Annotated in this window: 21 protein-coding genes; 3 read left to right on the top strand and 18 right to left on the bottom strand. The window is 45.9% G+C overall.

The window, feature by feature from the left end:
* Positions 1 to 99: 99 nt before the first annotated feature.
* The 7 genes from rlmM to pomA form a co-directional block, all read right to left on the bottom strand.
* On the bottom strand, positions 100 to 1,191 hold the full coding sequence (gene rlmM, locus MSG33_RS19375; RefSeq protein WP_005391375.1) for a 23S rRNA (cytidine(2498)-2'-O)-methyltransferase RlmM: 1,092 nt from the start codon (positions 1,189 to 1,191) through the stop codon (positions 100 to 102).
* The gene (locus MSG33_RS19380) at positions 1,188 to 1,586 is read right to left on the bottom strand and encodes a DUF423 domain-containing protein (protein WP_005391376.1); all 399 of its coding nucleotides are present in this window, start codon (positions 1,584 to 1,586) and stop codon (positions 1,188 to 1,190) included. The genes rlmM and MSG33_RS19380 overlap by 4 nt, the downstream gene beginning before the upstream one ends.
* Positions 1,576 to 2,199 carry an alpha/beta fold hydrolase gene (locus MSG33_RS19385; RefSeq protein WP_248381779.1) on the bottom strand — a complete coding sequence of 208 codons (624 nt, stop codon included), beginning with the start codon at positions 2,197 to 2,199 and terminating at the stop codon, positions 1,576 to 1,578. Before MSG33_RS19385 ends, MSG33_RS19380 begins: the two co-directional genes overlap by 11 nt.
* Positions 2,180 to 3,100 (bottom strand): transcriptional regulator GcvA, encoded by a 921-nt coding sequence (locus MSG33_RS19390; protein ID WP_005391378.1) that lies wholly within the window; start codon positions 3,098 to 3,100, stop codon positions 2,180 to 2,182. The genes MSG33_RS19385 and MSG33_RS19390 overlap by 20 nt, the downstream gene beginning before the upstream one ends.
* Positions 3,101 to 3,611: 511 nt before the next feature.
* A complete protein-coding gene (gene thiI / locus MSG33_RS19395; RefSeq protein ID WP_031780206.1) occupies positions 3,612 to 5,060 on the bottom strand; it encodes a tRNA uracil 4-sulfurtransferase ThiI in 1,449 nt (482 codons plus the stop codon).
* A 211-nt stretch (positions 5,061 to 5,271) separates the two neighbouring features.
* On the bottom strand, positions 5,272 to 6,219 hold the full coding sequence (locus tag MSG33_RS19400; protein WP_006741833.1) for a flagellar motor protein MotB: 948 nt from the start codon (positions 6,217 to 6,219) through the stop codon (positions 5,272 to 5,274).
* Positions 6,220 to 6,233: 14 nt separating this feature from the next.
* The gene (gene pomA, locus MSG33_RS19405) at positions 6,234 to 6,995 is read right to left on the bottom strand and encodes a flagellar motor protein PomA (protein WP_005381564.1); all 762 of its coding nucleotides are present in this window, start codon (positions 6,993 to 6,995) and stop codon (positions 6,234 to 6,236) included.
* A 263-nt stretch (positions 6,996 to 7,258) separates the two neighbouring features.
* On the opposite strand from pomA, the gene xseB reads away from it, so the two are divergent.
* From xseB to dxs, 3 genes are read left to right on the top strand one after another with little or no spacing between them, the layout of a single operon-like run.
* A complete protein-coding gene (xseB, locus tag MSG33_RS19410; RefSeq protein WP_005381566.1) occupies positions 7,259 to 7,501 on the top strand; it encodes an exodeoxyribonuclease VII small subunit in 243 nt (80 codons plus the stop codon).
* A 21-nt stretch (positions 7,502 to 7,522) separates the two neighbouring features.
* Positions 7,523 to 8,407, top strand: a complete 885-nt coding sequence (ispA, locus tag MSG33_RS19415; protein WP_005391389.1) for a (2E,6E)-farnesyl diphosphate synthase — start codon at positions 7,523 to 7,525, stop codon at positions 8,405 to 8,407.
* Positions 8,408 to 8,427: 20 nt separating this feature from the next.
* Positions 8,428 to 10,293, top strand: a complete 1,866-nt coding sequence (dxs, locus tag MSG33_RS19420) for a 1-deoxy-D-xylulose-5-phosphate synthase (protein WP_248381781.1) — start codon at positions 8,428 to 8,430, stop codon at positions 10,291 to 10,293.
* Between the two features lie 46 nt (positions 10,294 to 10,339).
* Here the strand turns inward: dxs and pgpA are convergent, their stop codons facing one another.
* The 11 genes from pgpA to crl form a co-directional block, all read right to left on the bottom strand.
* The gene (gene pgpA, locus MSG33_RS19425; protein ID WP_150916388.1) at positions 10,340 to 10,846 is read right to left on the bottom strand and encodes a phosphatidylglycerophosphatase A; all 507 of its coding nucleotides are present in this window, start codon (positions 10,844 to 10,846) and stop codon (positions 10,340 to 10,342) included.
* A gap of 90 nt (positions 10,847 to 10,936) precedes the next feature.
* A complete protein-coding gene (gene thiL, locus MSG33_RS19430; RefSeq protein WP_248381783.1) occupies positions 10,937 to 11,902 on the bottom strand; it encodes a thiamine-phosphate kinase in 966 nt (321 codons plus the stop codon).
* A 78-nt stretch (positions 11,903 to 11,980) separates the two neighbouring features.
* Entirely contained in the window at positions 11,981 to 12,448 is a 468-nt protein-coding gene (gene nusB, locus MSG33_RS19435; RefSeq protein ID WP_005381571.1) for a transcription antitermination factor NusB, read from the bottom strand.
* Positions 12,448 to 12,918, bottom strand: a complete 471-nt coding sequence (gene ribE, locus MSG33_RS19440) for a 6,7-dimethyl-8-ribityllumazine synthase (RefSeq protein WP_005381572.1) — start codon at positions 12,916 to 12,918, stop codon at positions 12,448 to 12,450. Before ribE ends, nusB begins: the two co-directional genes overlap by 1 nt.
* A gap of 169 nt (positions 12,919 to 13,087) precedes the next feature.
* Positions 13,088 to 14,197 carry a bifunctional 3,4-dihydroxy-2-butanone-4-phosphate synthase/GTP cyclohydrolase II gene (gene ribBA / locus MSG33_RS19445; protein WP_114323819.1) on the bottom strand — a complete coding sequence of 370 codons (1,110 nt, stop codon included), beginning with the start codon at positions 14,195 to 14,197 and terminating at the stop codon, positions 13,088 to 13,090.
* 174 nt (positions 14,198 to 14,371) lie between these two features.
* On the bottom strand, positions 14,372 to 15,025 hold the full coding sequence (locus MSG33_RS19450; RefSeq protein WP_053811835.1) for a riboflavin synthase: 654 nt from the start codon (positions 15,023 to 15,025) through the stop codon (positions 14,372 to 14,374).
* 8 nt (positions 15,026 to 15,033) lie between these two features.
* Positions 15,034 to 16,161, bottom strand: a complete 1,128-nt coding sequence (ribD, locus tag MSG33_RS19455) for a bifunctional diaminohydroxyphosphoribosylaminopyrimidine deaminase/5-amino-6-(5-phosphoribosylamino)uracil reductase RibD (protein ID WP_248381784.1) — start codon at positions 16,159 to 16,161, stop codon at positions 15,034 to 15,036.
* A gap of 7 nt (positions 16,162 to 16,168) precedes the next feature.
* Positions 16,169 to 16,618 carry a transcriptional regulator NrdR gene (nrdR, locus tag MSG33_RS19460; RefSeq protein ID WP_005381578.1) on the bottom strand — a complete coding sequence of 150 codons (450 nt, stop codon included), beginning with the start codon at positions 16,616 to 16,618 and terminating at the stop codon, positions 16,169 to 16,171.
* 206 nt (positions 16,619 to 16,824) lie between these two features.
* Positions 16,825 to 18,075, bottom strand: a complete 1,251-nt coding sequence (locus tag MSG33_RS19465) for a glutamate-5-semialdehyde dehydrogenase (RefSeq protein ID WP_248381786.1) — start codon at positions 18,073 to 18,075, stop codon at positions 16,825 to 16,827.
* A gap of 17 nt (positions 18,076 to 18,092) precedes the next feature.
* Complete coding sequence (gene proB, locus MSG33_RS19470; RefSeq protein WP_005391413.1) at positions 18,093 to 19,232, bottom strand: glutamate 5-kinase; 1,140 nt, start codon at positions 19,230 to 19,232, stop codon at positions 18,093 to 18,095.
* Positions 19,233 to 19,353: 121 nt separating this feature from the next.
* Entirely contained in the window at positions 19,354 to 19,743 is a 390-nt protein-coding gene (gene crl, locus MSG33_RS19475; RefSeq protein WP_005391414.1) for a sigma factor-binding protein Crl, read from the bottom strand.
* Positions 19,744 to 19,848 lie beyond the last annotated feature (105 nt).

Consider the following 19,848-nt stretch of genomic DNA (forward strand, 5'->3'; position numbering starts at 1 on the left):
GATGGTTTCAAACCATAGAGCTATCAGACAATAAAAAAGCGCCATTTGAAGGCGCTTTTTCTATTCTCGGGACTATCCCCAAATGACTCGGAGATAGAATTAGTACGGCGAAATGTTCGATAGACACTGGATATGAATCGTGATCTCTTCACGATCATGATACAAATGCTTAGCTTGTAGTCTGAACTTTACCTTATTATCAATCAGGAACTGCTTCAGGTTTTCAAGGTCTTGCAGCACCTCGTCATAGCGGCCTTTCATTGGCAGCTTAAGGTTAAAGATTGCCTCTTTCGCCCAACCTTTTAACAGCCACTGGCCCATAAGGTGAGCAACACGAGCTGGCTTTTCTACCATGTCACAAACAATCCATGTTACGTTCTTACGGTCTGGTTCGAATTTAAAACCATCCACCATATGATGCTTGATCTGGCCGGTTTCCATCAAGCTGTCTGCCATCATGCCGTTATCGACACAGTGAACGAACATCGAGCGCTTCACCAATTGGTACGTCCAACCGCCTGGACATGCGCCTAAATCGACCCCCCACATTCCTGGAGCCAAACGCTCATCCCACTCTTCACGTGGAATAAAGACGTGAAATGCTTCTTCCAGTTTAAGCGTTGAACGACTTGGGGCGTCTGCTGGGAACTTAAGGCGAGGAATACCCATGAAGAACTGAGAGTTATTGTCTGTGTAAGAATAACCGACATAACAGTGGCCAGGCTCCACAAAACAAATGTGCAGTACTGGCTTCTTCGCGTTGTCTTTGTTCAACATTAAACCTTTACCGCGCAACGCTTGACGCATTGGGACAGTAAATTTACGGCAGAATTTCAGTAGCTCTTTCGCTTCATTCGTATCCGGAGTTTCAATTCTCAAATCCCCACAGCGAGGAAACGCTTCAATGTCTGCTAGCTCATTCAAAATTGGGCTAATGCGGTCATCACTTGGCAGCGATTGAAACTCAGCCGCTACCGCAAACATTTGGCGAGCGAAGATTAACGACTTAAAGTCCAAACCTCTCGCAAGTTTGTCCGCATCTCCATCTTGGTAACACTCGAAGACAACATAACCTGAGTTTCTCTTCACACGAGGGAAGCCATACACTTCCAACTGTGTCGCTTTGTCCTGAATTTCACCAGCACACTCTTTCTCAAAGCCAGAACGGCAATAGAGCATTAGTTGTTTCACTTGGAGACCTCTTTGATATTGAACGCAGCAAAAAAGAACAGACACCAACCAATCATGAACAGCAATCCTCCCATTGGAGTAATCGGCCCAAACCACTTAATGCCTGTCAGCGCCAGTGCGTAAAGACTGCCGCTAAAACAAAAGATGCCGATGATAAAGCAAATCGCTGCAATGAAAAAATATTTTTGTGCTTTTTGTCCCAAATTCAATAGCAATAAAACCGCACAAAACACAATCGCCAGCGTGTGAATAAACTGGTACAACACTCCGGTCTCAAATACGCCAAGTAAATACGGAGCCAGCTGAGCTTTTAGCCCATGTGCAGCAAAGGCTCCAAGAGCGACAGAAACCAGCCCAGACAAACCAGAAAATGAGAGTAACCACTTACTTTTCACGGTACACCTCTTTGATAAACGCCCCTAACTGCTCTACCGCGAGCTCGATGTTACCCGCCTCGGTATGGCCTGAGCTCTTGCGCGGTTTAAAGCTGTGGTCACCATCGGGTAAAAAACTCACCTTAACTTGCGATGAAAGGACAAAGTCATCGAATTCCTCACGCTTACCAAAGGTGTCTCGCTCCCCTTGTAGAATCAGCGTAGGTTTCTCGATATTCGCTAAGTGATCGCCTTTGAACTTTTCTGGCTTTCCCGGTGGGTGAAATGGAAACCCTAAACAGGCAATGCCCGCCACCAGCTCATTTTCAGCCAGTAAACTCGACATGCGGCCACCCATTGACTTACCACCAATGACAATAGGTTGAGAGGTAAAGTGAGCAATCACTTCTTCATAGGCTTCCAGCAGTTTTGGCGCACGCTCTGGTGGACGCTTTTTCCCATCTTCCGCTCGCTTAATCATATACGGGAAGTTAAATCGCACCACGCGAATTCCTTGCTCAACTAATCCTTTGGCAACGGCGGTCATGAAATCATGTTCCATCCCCGCTCCTGCGCCATGGGCAAAGATAAATAGAGGACCGCTCTCAGGTCCCTCAACTATCCATTGGCTCATCTAATACTTCCTCTTGCTCTTTTCTCGCGGTCGCTAACATCCAGTCTCTAAACGTTGCGATTCGGCCCATATCTGCCTGCTGTTCATGACACACCACGTAGAATGCATTCTTGGAGATCAACACCTCGTCGAATGGCGCGATGAGTCGTCCAGCTTCCATTTCTGGCTTGGCGAGTACGTTGTTACCAAGCGCGACCCCCTGACCATGCGCAGCAGCCTGTAGCACCATCGTCGAGTGACTGAAAATAGGACCGTGGTTTACATTGATACCTTCGATGTTGTAATGACGCGCAAACTGCTTCCAGTCTTTACGCGAAGTATCATGTAACAAAGTGTGTAATTTGAGGTCACTTAGAGATTCTAATGGTTTGTTGCCTAAAAGTAACGAAGGTGAACAAAGTGGGATCAGAAACTCTTGGTACAATTTATCCGCTCGCAAACCCGGCCAATTCCCACGGCCATAGTAGATAGCGACATCTACATCATCAGTCAGTGAACCTTCATCCATATCCACAGCTTTAATACGTACATCGATATCTGGCTCTTGAGCATTAAAGTCGGCCAAACGAGGCACCAACCATTGGATAGCAAAACTCGGCGGTAGACTGATCGTCAATGCCCCTTTTTCACTACGTTCCAATACCTTATCTGTCGCCTCGGCAATCGAGGTGAAAATATCTTTGATGTCGAGAAAGTAACTTTGTCCTTCTTCTGTCAACAATAGCGAACGATTACGGCGACGAAAGAGCTTCAACGATAAGAACTCTTCGAGTGCTTTAATCTGGTGACTGACCGCGGCTTGAGTAACAAACAACTCTTCTGCCGCTCGCGTAAAACTGAGATGACGAGCAGCCGCTTCGAAGACTCGAAGCGAATTTAATGGAGGCAATCTGCGAGACATATGGGACCTCAAATAGGATTAGTTTTTTTAATCTGAAACATTATAAAATGTCCGTTGTCGAACAGCCAGATAAATTCTATATTTCACCCCGCAACACGAGCCTGAACGGCTTGATTTCTTTGGAAATCAATTGGCTTCGTTGTTGCGATGTTGTGTTTGCAAACTCGTATTTCGAGTTAGGTAGATTTCTACCATAATGTTTTGTCCACACTCCCTGTGACAAAACATATACTTCCTGTATTTATTTTTGACCTGTCTGTCAAATTTGTTACACCGCCTAAATTAGGCGGTGTTTTTTTATCTATCGAAAATCTCATCCGTATATCTGGCAGCAACATCACTTTATTACTCTTCTTTCGGATTAATTATCGTTATATCAATACAAAGTGTATAGCTTTGCGATAAGCCTCAATATTATGCTAAGTAATGGTTAGCTGTAACGCGATCAAAAACAAAAAAGGCGCAAATTGATGTCTCAATTTGCGCCTTTTAACGTCTTTTTATCAGTCAACTATGGGCGGTAAACTTTTACGTTATTGAAGCCTTGCTCTTGCAAGTAAAGCGCTTGCAGACGGCTCATCACACCGCGGTCACAGTACAGTAAATATGTCTTAGATTGGTCTAGATCACCAAACTGTGTACCCAACTTGTAGAATGGGATATGTTTCACATCCACACCTTCGATTTCAAGCGGGTTATCGTCTTCCTCTTCAGGACTACGAATATCTAGCACAACCGCGTGCTCTTCTACCGCTTCAACCTGCTCGACTTCTGGTGCTGCTTGCTCAGACTCTTTCGCGATATCACGAATGTCCATCATGCGTGCATCACGAACTACTTGCTCAAGAATGCTAAAGTCAAATTTCTCTTCTTCCGCTTCTAGCTTCGCTTTAATCGCTTTTACTGTCGGCTTCTTAGAAATAACACCACAATACTCTGGCATAGTCTTCGCAAAGTCTTCCGTGCCGATTTCGCGTGCTAGGTTAATGATGTCTTCTTTATCCCAGTTGATAAGTGGGCGCAGAATCAACGTGTCCGTTACGTTATCGATATGGCGGAGGTTAGTTAGCGTTTGGCTCGATACCTGACCGAGCGCTTCGCCAGTCACCAATGCTTCGATCTTCATCTTCTGAGCGATCATGCCTGCTGCACGCATGAACATACGCTTCAAGATAACCCCCATTTGGCCGTCATCGACTTTCTCTAGGATTTCCGCAACCACAGGTTCGAAATCAACTGAGATGAAACGTACTTTTGCTGAAGAGCCGTATTTGTTCCATAGGTAGTGAGAAACCTGCTTAACGCCGATTTCGTGCGCTGGACCACCTAGGTTAAAGAAACAGTAGTGTACTTTTGAGCCACGTTTGATGTGCAGATAGCTAGAAACACCAGAGTCAAAACCACCAGAGATCAAGCTCAACACGTCTTCTTGCGTGCCCAGTGGGAAGCCGCCTAGACCTTTATGACGAGCCAGCACTTGGTTTAGCTTATCGTTCGAGACTTCCACCTTGATCGTCACGTCTGGGTTTTGCAGCTTAACTCTTGCGCTCTCAATCGCTTGGTTTAAACCACCGCCGACATAACGCTCTAGTTCGATAGAGGTAAAGTCGTGCTTACCGCGACGCTTCGCACGTACAACAAAGGTTTTATTTTCGAGTGCAGAGCGATTTAGCTCCAGTACTTGTTCGAAGATATCGTGCAAATCTTTAAATTCGGTCTGCTTCACTTCCAGTACGTGGTGAATGCCTGGTGTATGAGTCAAAACCTCAAGAACTTCAGCGTGGAATTCGTTACTCTCAGAGGTCACTTCAATGTGATCACGACGGTTGAATACCGCGACAGATTCCGTGCGGCTCTTAATGATGTTACGAATGTTGCACTCTAAAATCTTTGTGAAGCGCTTACGCACAGATTCACTTTTTACAAAAATTTCTGGATGGGGCTTTACAATAAATTTCATAGTCTAATTCGCAGGTTAGTTTCGCAATCAACAAAGAGTGACACTCAACTTCAATGCTTCATACGCAGTAAAACCGCGTTTCAGTCACAAAAAGTAGTCTGAGCTCACTTTTAAGGCGCAAGATTATACACCCAAGCGGATTGGAAAAACAAAAAAAGCGAGCAATCTGCTCGCTTTCTTATCTCTCTACTGACTTAAAACTAAAGTCTAGTTATTGAATTACAGGCACTTCTTCACTGTATAGTGGTTCGCCTTGCATGATGCTGATTTCAACCCGTCGGTTAAGCGCGCGATTTTCATCAGAATCATTCGGCAACAATGGTTCAGTATCGGCCATGCCTCGCACTCTCAAACGTTGATGAGAGAAGCCTCTCACCTTCTCCATCTCTTGTGCAACCGATACGGCGCGCTGAGAAGAGAGATCCCAGTTAGAACGATAAAGCTCTGAGTCCAACGGTCGGTTGTCCGTATGACCAGATACTCGCACAATGCCTGGCACGTCTTTTACTAACTCTGCAATTTGTCGAACTAAAGGGCGGAATTTAGGCTGCAAGAAGGCCGAACCTTCAGGGAATGCACCTTTTTCACGCATGCGTATAACAATCTGTTGGCCAAGATTTTCAACTTCAATCGCACCTTGTTCAATCTCTCTCTCTAAGGCTTTCTTGATGCTTTCCATCAAGGTTTCCATCTCTTGCGACATCTCTTCAGATTGCTGCTGTTGCATGTCCGCTTCTGCAGATTGATTGTTTTGCGTTGACGTTTCTGGCGACTGGCCCCCCGTTAACTTGCCTTCATCACGCTTTGTGCCACCAGCTCGGTCAGACTCCCCTTCATGAAATTCGAGCGTCTGCTGAGTGATGTCCATGGTTTGCTGCATGATGACATCAATCGGCGTTGGTTCTGGTCGGCCCGGTCGAAACTCTTGAGCAATGATGCTTGTACCTTTGGGAATGTCTTTCACTTCAAGTTGATTTTGTACACCGAAGGCAAATTTCATTGATCCCGCAATCTGTTTGAACTTCAGCACGTCCATCTCAGAAAACGAGAGCAGAAGAACAAAGAAACACATCAGTAGCGACATTAAGTCCGCGAATGTCCCCATCCATAACGGGAGACCGGGTGGCGGACAATCGCATTTGTTATCTTCATCATCCATCACTACTCTCCAAGTTACTCGTCAATCTCAAGGGCACGTTTACCTTCGTTGAGGTAGTTCTTCAAGTAACTATCAATAACTCGCGGGTTTTGACCATCTTGAATCGCTAATACACCATCCATGATCAAACGGCGGTTTAGCGTTTCTTGGTCACGGCGCAGAGAAAGCTTATCCGCAATAGGGAAAAACACCATGTTGGACAGGATCGCGCCATACAATGTGGTTAAGAGCGCAACCGCCATTGCTGGTCCAATCGCTTTTGGATCATCCATATTTGAAAGCATCGCGACTAAGCCAACCAAGGTACCAATCATCCCCATTGCAGGGGCAACGTCACCAAAGGCGCGAAATACGCCAGTGCCTTGAGTATGTCGTTCATCCGTAAGCGCGATGTCTTTTTTTAAGGCCGCTCTTACCACGTCGGCATCATGGCCATCAACAAGCAAATCAATGCCTTTTTGCATAAAAGTGTTATTAATTTCCATCTCTTCAAGAGCAAGAAAACCACCTTTACGTGCCGCATCGGCCATTTCCACAATTTTTGCGATCAAGTCTTCCGGTTCATCCGCTTTAAACATGAAGGCTTTGCCTGCGATCTTTGTTGCACCAAAGAACTGTCCCATTGTGAACTTCATCAGTACTACAAATATTGAGCCACCAACGACAATAAGGATCGACGTGACATCGACAAACATGCCGATGCTGCCACCAAGCACCATCGCCATAATGACGAATGCAAAACCACCAATCAAACCTAATAGGGTTGCTAAATCCACAAAGCACTCCTCACGCTATACTCAAATACTGCCATTGGGCGGATTATTACCTGTATCGACAACTCGCGCAGAATTTTTAGAAAAATCTTAGCTAATGGATCACAAATTAGACTTAACAACCTTAACCAAAATATGGGGTTTCAGCGCTTAGGCTCGTTTAACGCTAATTTTGTGACAATTATATAAGGTTAAATTTGACCAAGTTACTAGGCTAAGGTAACTTTCGTGCATCTTCTCCAAGGCTTGATTAAGGCAGAAAAAAGATGGCGGTCAAGAAACCAGAAAACATGACCTTCGAAGCAACCATTGAAGAGCTTGATAGCTTGGTTGATCAATTAGAAAATGGCGATCTTGCCCTAGATGATGCTCTACGTAAGTTTGAACGAGGCATTGCCTTAGCTCGTGCTGGCCAAACTAAACTTAGCGACGCCGAACAGCGCGTAAGTATTCTTCTTAGCGAAGATGATGAAGCACCACTGAGTGACTTCAAACCAGATTCAGAATAACCATCAGTAGTGAGCAATGTGATGCAACAGACATTGACGTCTTTTCAACAAAGAAACAATCAGCAATTGAACTTGTGGCTCGATCAGCTTCCATATCAAGAGCAGCCATTGATTCAAGCAATGAAATACGGCCTTTTGCTAGGTGGAAAACGCGTTCGCCCTTTTCTTGTTTACATCACAGGTCAAATGCTCGGCTGTAAACCAGAAGACTTAGACACTCCTGCCGCTGCTATCGAATGTATACATGCCTACTCACTCATTCATGATGATCTGCCAGCCATGGACGATGATGAACTGCGTCGAGGTCAACCAACTTGTCATATTAAGTTTGATGAAGCAACCGCAATACTGACAGGTGATGCACTACAAACTCTCGCCTTCACCATTATTGCCGATGGTCAATTAAACCCGGCAGCCGAGACTCAACGCATCAACATGATCAAAGCGTTGGCGCATTCTTCTGGCGCCAACGGCATGTGTGTTGGGCAAGCCTTAGATTTAGGCGCAGAAAATCGCCAAGTTTCTCTTGAAGAAATGGAAGAGATACACCGTAAAAAAACCGGAGCTCTGATTGATTGTGCGGTAAAATTAGGTGCATTAGCTGCTGGTGAGAAAGGTATCGAGGTTCTACCTCACTTGGAGCGCTACTCAAAAGCAATTGGTTTGGCGTTTCAGGTTCAAGACGATATTCTTGATATCATCAGTGACACAGAAACACTGGGTAAGCCTCAAGGTTCTGACCAAGGTCTGAATAAGAGCACTTATCCTTCCCTGCTGGGTTTAGAGGGAGCCATTGAGAAAGCTCACACTCTGTTACAGGAAGCACTTCAAGCATTGGAAGCTATCCCATACAATACTCAGTTACTCGAAGAGTTCGCCCGATATGTCATCGAGCGCAAAAATTAACACTATAAGCGCGCATTTATATGACTCTTGATATTTCAAAGTACCCAACACTGGCGTTAGCAAATACACCGGAAGAATTACGTCTCCTTCCGAAAGAAACATTACCAAATCTGTGTGATGAACTGCGAACGTATCTGCTAAATTCAGTGAGCCAATCTAGCGGACACTTAGCGTCTGGCTTAGGCACCGTGGAGCTAACTGTCGCTCTGCATTATGTTTACAACACCCCTATCGACAAATTGATTTGGGATGTTGGTCATCAGGCTTACCCGCATAAAATCCTCACCGGACGTCGCGATAAAATGCCAACAATTCGCCAAAAGGGTGGTCTACACCCTTTCCCTTGGCGTGAAGAAAGTGAATATGACACCTTATCTGTCGGTCACTCTTCGACATCGATTAGTGCAGGTCTTGGCATGGCCATCAGCGCACAAAAAGAGGGCAAAGGTCGTAAAATTGTCAGTGTGATTGGCGATGGCGCAATTACAGCAGGCATGGCATTCGAAGCCATGAACCACGCTGGCGACGTTCATCCTGATATGTTGGTTATTCTGAACGACAACGAAATGTCGATTTCAGAAAACGTCGGCGCCCTGAATAACCACCTTGCTAAGGTACTTTCTGGCAGCTTGTACACTTCTATCCGTGAAGGCGGTAAGAAAGTGCTGTCTGGTGTTCCACCTATTAAAGAGTTGGTTCGCCGTACGGAAGAGCACCTAAAAGGCATGGTAGTGCCTGGCACTCTGTTTGAAGAGTTCGGCTTTAATTACATTGGCCCTATTGATGGACACGACGTCAATGAACTCGTCAAAACGCTAAAAAACATGCGTGAGCTCAAAGGCCCTCAATTCCTGCACATCATGACCAAGAAAGGCAAAGGTTATGAGCCTGCCGAGAAAGATCCTATCGGCTACCACGCAGTACCGAAGTTCGCACCGGCAAACAATAGCTTACCGAAGAGCAGTGGCGGTAAGCCAACTTACTCAAAAATCTTTGGTGACTTTTTATGTGACATGGCGGCCCAAGATCCTAAGCTAATGGCAATTACGCCAGCAATGCGCGAAGGCTCTGGTATGGTACGTTTCTCAAAAGAGTACCCAGACCAATACTTTGACGTGGCGATTGCTGAGCAACACGCTGTGACACTTGCAACAGGTATGGCAATTGCTGGCGATCATCCAATCGTAGCTATCTATTCGACTTTCTTGCAACGTGGTTATGACCAACTGATCCACGATATCGCGATCATGGATTTACCAGTAATGTTCGCTATCGACCGTGCAGGTCTCGTTGGTGCAGACGGCCAAACTCACCAAGGCGCATTCGATCTAAGCTTTATGCGCTGTATTCCGAACATGGTGATCATGGCGCCAAGTGACGAAAACGAATGTCGACAAATGCTTTACACTGGCCATAAACATACTGGCCCTAGTGCGGTTCGATACCCTCGCGGTAGCGGGATGGGCGTAGAAATCGAAACTGAGTTTACGGCTTTAGAAATCGGTAAAGGACGCATGGTTCGCCAAGGTGAAAAAGTTGCTATTCTGAACTTTGGTACTTTCTTGGGTAACGCGCTAGAAGCGGCAGAATACCTTAACGCCACTGTTGCTGATATGCGCTTTGTGAAGCCGCTCGATGAAGCATTAATTCGTCAATTAGCCGCAGATCATGACGTGCTCGTGACGTTAGAAGAAAATGTTATCGCGGGTGGTGCTGGTGCTGGTGTTGTTGAGTTCATGATGAAAGATAAAATCATTAAACCTGTGTTGAACCTAGGTTTACCAGATGAGTTTATTCATCAAGGAACACAAGATGAACTGCATGAAGAGCTTGGTCTCGATGCAAAAGGGATTGAAAAATCCATCTTGGATTATTTAGCAAAATAGCATGTAAAAAGGGATGCTCATGGCATCCCTTTTTTATGTCCAACGTTTAATTCATCCAGCCTGCGTATTTTGCGACTAGAAACAGGGCAACACCGGCCATAATTCCCGCCACGATATCATCAACCATAATACCCAGCCCACCGTGAACTCGCTTATCTAGCCACCCAATTGGCCACGGTTTTACCATGTCGAAAAAACGGAACAGGATGAAGCCAGTGAGCAACCACTTCCACTCGGTCAACGGAATATTTAGCGCAGGGACGATGCTCATCGTAATCCAAAAACCCGCAAATTCATCCCATACGATTGAACCATGATCATGTACTTTCATGTCTGCAGACGTCACTTGGCAGATTTGAATGCCGATCACACACGAAATCAGAACAACAATGACATACGCCGTAAATGGCAATTGCGCCAACAACAAAAAGAAGGGCACGGCCGCCAGTGTCCCCATTGTTCCTGGGATAAACGGGGATAATCCACTGCCAAAGCCCGTCGCCAATAGATGCCACGGGTTCTTTAATGAAATCAGAGAAAGAGGGTTGGTCATATCCTTAAACCTATACTGCTAGTTTGGTTTCAATCGTCATGCCTGCGAGTTGCTCAATAGTAACAGGCTCTGGCTAGAGCTTAGCTCAGATCATTTAAAGTGGTCGAAGCCACTTAAGTCCCAATCAAGTGGTTGATTGTTATCATGCAGCTCGAAGGTTCCATTTGGTCGGATTTGACCAATACATGTGACCTTACAGCCAGTATGAGATAAAGCGCTTTGTAACGAGCCTCGATTTTGCTCCGGCACGGTAAAACACAACTCGTACTCTTCGCCACTTGCTAAAGCATACTGCTGCGCGCTGATCTTATCATCTAAAAACTGGACTAATTCTGAAGAGATCGGTAACTGAGAGACATCAATACTCACCCCAACCTGAGAGCGCTGTAAAATGTGCTTAATATCAGAGATTAAACCATCTGAAATATCTATCGCCGACGAGGCTAAGCCAACAAGAGCTTGTCCAGCAAGCACACGCGGAGAACTAAGGTAATGAGCTCGCTCTAGTACTTCCGCGCCAGCTCTGCTACGTAGAGAGCCATCTAGAATCACATCCAAGCCAGCTTTTGCATCGCCAAGGTTCCCCGTTACATACACCCAGTCCCCTGGCTTTGCTCCGGAACGTGTGAGAGCTTTACCTTCAGGAACAAAACCTTGCACCGTCAGAGTCAGACACAATGGGCCTTTTGTGGTGTCACCGCCAATTAACTGAATACCATAGTAATCAGCCAATTCGAAAAATGCATCACAGAAAGGTGCAAGCCATTCTTCATCTGGCTCGGGCATTGTTAATGCAAAGCTCACCCATGCAGGCGTTGCTCCCATCGCTGCCAAATCACTGATGTTAGAAGCCAATGCTTTGTGTGCTACCCATGCTGGGTTCGCTCCGGCTAAGAAATGCGTTCCCGCCACCAATGTATCCGTGCTAATCGCAATCTGAACATTAGCTGGCGCTTTGACCAAAGCACAATCATCACCAGCGGCTAGATGGACATCTTTACGTTGGCTCTGACGCCCGACGAAGTATTTGTCTATCAGATTAAATTCACCAGACATAATTCACTTACTTTTTGATGTAAAAGCTTTTGATACAAAAAAGGTCAGCATGTGCTGACCTTTTCATTGAAGAAATCGTTATTTCTTACGAATGTGAGGTGCTGCTTTATCAAGTACACCGTTCACAAACTTGTGGCTATCTTCTGCTGCGAAGACTTTTGCAAGTTCAATCGCTTCATTGATAACAACTTTGTAAGGAACATCTTCGCGACGAGTCATCTCGTACATAGCAAGGCGAAGAAGAGCAAGTTCCATCATATCTAAATCCTGCATAGGACGAGAGATGTATGGACGAATTTTGCTATCTAGCTCAGCGTGGCTAAGTACAACACCGCTTAGTAGTTCACGGAAGTAAGCTACGTCTGTTTCTGGAGCAGCAAGCGCTGGCTCAGATGCATGAAGTTCTTCTTCATCGTATTTGTCGCCAGACAAAAACTGTTCTTCAATCTTGGCAACATTCTCTTTAGTAATTTGCCATGAGTAGATCGCCTGTAGAGCGAATTGACGTGCGTTACGACGTGCGGCTGGTTTCACACTGGCCCCCATTAGGAATCAATTTCAGATAGTACATTAATCATTTCAAGTGCGCTTAGTGCAGCCTCTGCACCTTTATTACCAGCCTTGGTTCCTGCGCGTTCAATCGCTTGATCGATCGTATCAACAGTCAAAACACCAAATGCTACTGGAATGCTGAATTCCATAGACACTTGTGCTAGACCTTTGTTCATTTCACTACAAACATAGTCAAAGTGAGGCGTTCCACCGCGAATAACAGACCCTAGAGAAACAATAGCGTCGAATTTGCCAGTTTTAGCAACACGCTGAGCTACTAGAGGTAGTTCTACGGCACCTGGACAACGCACAACCGTGATGTTGTCTTCGCTTACTTGTCCGTGACGCTTTAGTGTATCGATCGCACCAGAAAGTAGGCTTTCGTTAATAAAACTGTTGAAACGAGAAATAACGATAGCAATTTTTGCATTTGGCGCTGGGAAGCCACCCTCGATCACTTTCATAAGCTTTCCTTTAACTCTATTTATAAGTGAAATATGTTCATCAAGTGAGAATCGCCGGATTCTAGCACAAATTTGTGAGCAATATCTAATGGAAATTGGAGGCAAATCACCGGTTCCTAGCCATTGACGAGTTGAGTGCGTAAAAGACTAGGAACTTATTGTTCGGTTGTTACTCGCAGACGTACTCAACCACGTTCAGACCAAAACCACCTAATGCGTGGTACTTTTTGTTGGTCGATGACAGAAGGCGCATATCATGTACACCGAGATCCGCAAGAATCTGTGAGCCCACACCAACACGGCGAGACGTGCCCTGTTTCTTAGCAAGCGTTGGTGCTTCACCTTTGTCTTGCGCTTCAAACATCTTCACACGATGAATAAGTAGATCGGTCGAATCTTCATGGCCAAGAACAACCAGCACACCACCTTCTTCACCAATGCGTTTCATTGCCTTATCTAGTGTCCAGCTGCGCTCTGCATTACGATCGCTACGTAGTAAGTCGGTAAAAACGTCTTGAAGATGTACGCGAACCAATGGCGCTTTTTCTTTCAAATCGCCCTTGCACATTGCGTAGTGCACTTGGTTATCAATGGTGTCCTTGTACGTGACTAACGTGAACTCGCCAAACTCTGTCGGTAACTTGCACTCTGCCACACGTTCAATCGTTGTCTCAGTGTTATTGCGGTACTCAATTAGGTCGGCAATAGTGCCCAATTTAATACCGTGCTTCTCTGCGAAGATCTCTAGATCAGGGCGACGAGCCATGGTGCCGTCGTCATTTAAGATCTCAACAATCACCGATGCAGGCTCTAAACCAGCAAGGCGAGCCAAATCACAGCCAGCTTCAGTGTGACCAGCGCGAGTCAGTACGCCGCCATCTTGGGCCGCGAGCGGGAAGATATGACCAGGCTGCACCAAATCCGCAGCTTTGGCGTTTGGCGCGACTGCCGCTTGAACCGTACGTGCGCGATCCGCGGCTGAAATACCCGTCGTTACCCCTTCTGCCGCCTCAATCGAAACAGTAAAGTTGGTTGTGTATTGCGCATTATTGTCTTGCACCATTGGTGGCAGACCTAGGCTTTCGCAACGATCTTTGGTCATGGTTAAACAAATCAGGCCACGGCCATAGGTTGCCATAAAGTTGATGGCTTCCGGCGTAATATGCTCGGCAGCCATGATCAAGTCACCTTCATTCTCGCGGTCTTCATCATCCATTAGGATGACCATTTTGCCAGCGCGAATATCATCAATAATTTCTTGTGGCGTACTGATTGGCATAGTCTGTTTTCCCGTTATTCTAAATTTGTTATTGCGGCAGCAATGAAAAAATCATGTTGCAGTGAATGCTGGTGAGGTCAATAGTTTGAGCTTTGCACCAAGCAAGTCAATGAATCTCGCGGTGTTCTGTGAGTCTGCTCTTTATCGCATGCCTCACGCAGCCACTCCCAAGACTTATGCAAAACCGTTTTGCTGTAAAAAGTCCATCGTGATACGAGACTCGGCCTTATCTTCTTGCTGCCCTTGCAGTAAACGCTCCATATAACGCGCAAGTACATCAACTTCTAAGTTGACTTTGCGCCCCACTTGAAACTGGTCAATCGTAGTTTCTTCACTCGTATGAGGAACGATCGTCAGCTTAAAAGCATTTTTACGTAAGTCGTTGACAGTTAGGCTAATACCATCAACGGTAATCGAGCCTTTCTCTGCGACGTACTTGCTAATTTCCGCAGGCATTGCAACCCAAAACTCTATCGCGCGGCCAACTAAATTGCGTTCGACAATTTCACCAACCCCATCGACATGACCTGAAACGATATGTCCACCCAATCGCGTTGTTGGTAACATGGCTTTTTCTAGATTCACCTTATCGCCCACTTGGTATTCAGCAAACCCAGTTTTCTTCAAGGTTTCTAATGACAGATCAGCACTGTAATAGTGGCTTCCGAAGTCAACTACCGTTAAGCAAACACCATTGGTCGCAATGCTATCGCCTAACTTAACGTCTGACATATCAAGCGTCCCCGTTTCAACCGTGACGGTGATGTCTTCGCCCTTCGGCGTAATCGCAGCTAACTTGCCAACTGCTTCTACTATTCCTGTAAACATACTATTTCTTATCTAAGTTCATTACGTTTTATGGTGGCGGTGATGCGAATGTCTACCCCAACCATACGAACGTCTGTAATGTTTAAATCTATGACGTCAGCCATAGCGCTTAATCCTAAAGCACCGATAAGCCCCCGACCATCGCTGCCCATGAGTTTTGGCGCAAGGTAAACAATGAGCTCATCTACAAGATTAGCCTTTATCATCGCACTGGCTAGCGTGGCTCCAGCTTCAACCCATAAGTGATTGATGTGGTGCTCATCCGAGATACGTTTTAATGTTGTTGATAAGTCAATTTGGTCAGCGCTGTCCAATAGAGGGATACTGTCTCCATCTGGGCTAACAATAACTCGCTCTCCATCGGTGTGGAACAGCTTGAGCGCATCCGTTAAATGGTTCTGACGGTCTAAGATTACACGTACTGGTTGACGAAGTTCTTCTCGTAAATACTGCGCTTGAACACTGGTAGGTAAGTCATCCCAACGCACATTGAGTGACGCATTATCATCAATCACCGTTTTGCTGGTAGAGAGAATACCACCACTCATCGCTCGATAACGCTGCACATCTTGGCGGGCCGCTGGGGAGGTGATCCATTGGCTCTGCCCATTGCTGAGTGCGCTTTGCCCATCCAAACTGGCTGCCATTTTTAATTGAACAAACGGCATGCCTGTACGCATGTACTTTATAAAACCAGGGTTAAGGGCAAGGGCATCTTGCTCTAACAAGCCGATTTGTACTTCAATTCCGGCATCACGCAACATCTGGATACCCCGCCCCGCAACTTTAGGGTTTGGGTCTACCATGGCGCAAACTACACGTGCCACTTTGGCTTTGATTAGCCCTTCAGCACATGGCGGTGTACGGCCGTAATGAGAGCAAGGTTCTAGTGTCACATAAGCGGTTGCACCAACTGCTTTTTCACCCGCCATGCGCATCGCATGCACTTCGGCATGCGGCTCACCAGCGCGATGGTGATAGCCCTCACCAACAATTTCTTCATCACGAACGATGACGCACCCCACATTTGGATTTGGGGCGGTGGTATAAATGCCACGTCTCGCTAACTTAATAGCTCGTGACATCATGGCGAAATCTAAATCAGAAAACGCTCTTTCAGGAGTGTGTTGAGTCATTAGCTACTCAGTCTTCTAGGCGGGCAATCTCTTCGCCAAACTCGCGAATGTCTTCAAAGCTGCGGTAAACTGAGGCGAAACGGATATAAGCGACCTTGTCGAGCTCTTTGAGTTGGTCCATGACTAAATTACCAATCATTTCACTCGGAACCTCTCGTTCACCCGTCGCACGCAGTTGTGATTTGATCATGCTGATCGCTAACTCTATAGAATCGGCACTCACTGGACGTTTCTCTAATGCGCGCTGAATACCGCCAACCATTTTATCTTCATCAAATGGTTCACGGTTGCCATTCGATTTGATCACTTTAGGCATCACTAACTCTGCGCTTTCAAACGTAGTAAAACGCTCGCTACACGCCAAGCACTGACGGCGACGTCGAACTTGATGGCCATCAGCCACTAAGCGGGAATCAATAACTTTGGTATCGTTCTCGGAACAAAAAGGACAATGCATATCACCTCCATATCTATACCCAAATAACCTCATGAGCAATCACGGCTAACCACGCGTTCATGGTTATACGGACTCTATTAAAGCTATTTGGGTATAACGCTTTCAAACCGAAATAAAAGCTCATGTAGTGTAGCGGAATTGGTATGTTAGACAAAACAAAAAGGGGCCCAAAGGCCCCTTTTTCACTCAAGATCTCGTTGAATGTGTTAACTGCGTGCTAAGTAGTTCGCTTTACCAACCCACTTGTAGCTAGTTAGCTCTTCTAAGCCCATCGGACCGCGTGCATGTAGCTTTTGCGTGGATACTGCGACTTCTGCACCAAGGCCAAATTGCGCACCGTCTGTAAAGCGCGTTGAAGCATTCACATAAACCGCCGCCGAACCGACAGAATTGATGAACAGCTCTGAGTTTTCCAAACTATTGGTCATGATCGCATCTGAGTGGCTCGCGTTATGGACACGCATATGATCAATGGCATCTTTCACATCAGACACAACTTTTACACCAAGAGTGTAGCTCAACCATTCCGTATCAAAGTCACCTTCAACAGCATCGCGAATTTGTGTTGCTTGAGCCATCAGTGCTTTTGCCTTAGGCTCTGTCACGAAGGTCACTTTATCGTTCATGCGCTCTACGATCATTGGTAAGAATTGCGCTGCAATGTTTTCATGCACGAGCAGCGTATCTAATGAGTTACACGCAGATGGACGTTGAACTTTAGAGTTCTCAACCACATTCAGGGATTTCTCTAGATCAGCGGATTCATCGACAAAGATATGGCTGATACCAAAGCCGCCAATAATCACCGGAATCGTGCTGTTTTCTTTACACATTTTGTGTAGGCCAGCACCACCGCGTGGAATGATCATGTCGACGTAATCGTCCAGTTTAAGCAGTTGAGAGACTAGCTCACGATCTGGCTTTTCAATGTACTGAACCGAAGCGGCAGGAAGGTTCGCCTTTGCTAGCGCAGACTGAATAACCTTTACCAATTCCATATTCGAGAAAAATGTCTCTTTGCCGCCACGCAAAATGCTTGCGTTGCCGGTTTTCAAGCACAGCGCCGCAATATCAATAGTTACGTTAGGACGCGCTTCATAAATTACGCCTACGACACCCAGTGGTACGCGGCGACGGGACAGTGACATCCCATTTTCCAGTACCTTACTGTCGATTTCGCTGCCCACAGGATCGTTCAAGCTAATGACGTTGCGAACATCATTCGCAATTGCAGTCAATCGTTCTTCATTCAGCAAAAGGCGATCGAGCAGCGCATCGGTTAAACCCGCTTCACGGCCAAGTTCGATGTCTTTAGCGTTTGCCGCCAAAATAGCAGCGGAGTTTGCTTCTAGCTCATCAGCGATGATCGCTAAAGCTTGGTTCTTTTGCGCAGTTGACGCTGTCGCTAATTCGAAAGCTGCATCTTTAGCAGCTTTACCCATATTCGTTAAATCCACTTTGCTTCCCTCTAATTCTATTCCTGAATGACGACCAAATCATCGCGATGAATCACCTCAGAGCCATAATCATGCCCCAAAATAGAGATGATATCTTTACTGTGCTTACCAGTAATTTTAGTTAGATCATCACTTGAGTAGGCGCTGATGCCACGAGCCACCAACTTACCGTGAGAATTTGTTACACGCGCCACTTCGCCTCGTGCAAAGTCACCACTTACTTTGATTACCCCTTTAGCAAGTAGGCTACTGCCCTTACCGACCACAGCATTTACCGCACCGTCATCAATAATGATGTCGCCCGATGCCGCAGGTCCCGCCAGAATCCAGCGTTTACGGTTTTCTAAAGCTTCAGCGCAAGGTAGGAAGCGTGTGCCTTGTGGCTCTGCACTCAAAGAGTCAAAGATAACATTCGGTGCACTACCGGCAGCAATAATAACCTCGATACCAGCGCGGCGAGCGATGTCTGCGGCTTGCAGCTTCGTTGCCATACCGCCAGTACCCAATGTTGTACCACTTCCTCCTGCGATTTTACGCAGCGTATCGTCGATGGTTTTTACTTCCTTGATCAACTCTGCGTTTGGGTCTTTACGAGGGTCAGCAGTAAACAGACCTTTTTGGTCAGTTAAAAGCAAGAGCTTATCTGCGCCACACAAAATGCCCACCAAAGCGGAAAGGTTGTCGTTATCGCCCACTTTAATCTCACTGGTCGCAACGGCATCATTTTCGTTTACGATAGGAATAATATCGTTCGCAACGAGCGCATTGATGGTGTCACGTGCGTTTAAGAATCGCTCGCGATCTTCTAAATCAGCACGAGTTAGTAGCATTTGACCAATCTTAATGCCGTAAATACCAAACAAAGACTCCCATGTTTGAATCAAGCGACTTTGACCCACCGCCGCAAGTAATTGTTTACTCGCCATCTCGTTGGGCAATGCGGGGTAACCAAGGTGCTCACGACCTGCTGCAATAGCACCAGACGAAACCATTACCACTGAATGGCCTTGTTTTTTAAGCTCAGCACACTGGCGCGCTAACTCAACCATGTGAGCACGGTCGAGTGCCAGAGTGCCGCCTGTCAGCACACTTGTACCCAGTTTCACAACGACAGTTTGTGGTTGTGAAACAACTGCATTTTGTTGATTCGTTGTCATGATGTCTTCTGAAGTGAAAAACAAATAAAGAGAGGATGTTTTAACAATCAAAGAGGGAATTAACAAGAGAAAAGGTGCGTTTTCGCACCTTTTTGTTTGGTATTAAATGAAAACAACCAAATTAAGCGAAATCGAAAGACTCCGTGTGATATTCGACTTCTAATTTGAAGTGTTCTTCTAAAGTATCAACCAGCTTTTGATGGAATGTGCTCTGCGTCAGATACACTTCCTCTACCGCTTTTTTAGGCAGGGCTTCAGATACCCATTGCCCTTCTTTGTTGTACTTGCCGATATGATATTTGGCAGTAAAGCCTCCTTCGATGGATTCTAAATCCATCCACCAGCCCCAAAATTCACGCTTCTCAGGCGATTTTTTGTCGTCTACACAAACAGATAGACAATCAAAATAATAGCGCCCTTCTTGCGATTGTGGTTCGCGCAGGTAAGGCCCTATCGCCTTCAACTTTGACATCAAGCGAAAGTGAGTCGGGCCCTGAGTCGTCTCTGACATATGAATCTCCGTTTTCATAGTTAAAAGTAAACACCCAAGAATGATTATTATTTTTAATTATCATGAGCTTATTTTTTTGCTCAGATATATCACTTTTAACTAATT

The organism is Vibrio sp. 1CM7H, from assembly GCF_023161645.1.
GTDB lineage: Bacteria > Pseudomonadota > Gammaproteobacteria > Enterobacterales > Vibrionaceae > Vibrio > Vibrio diabolicus.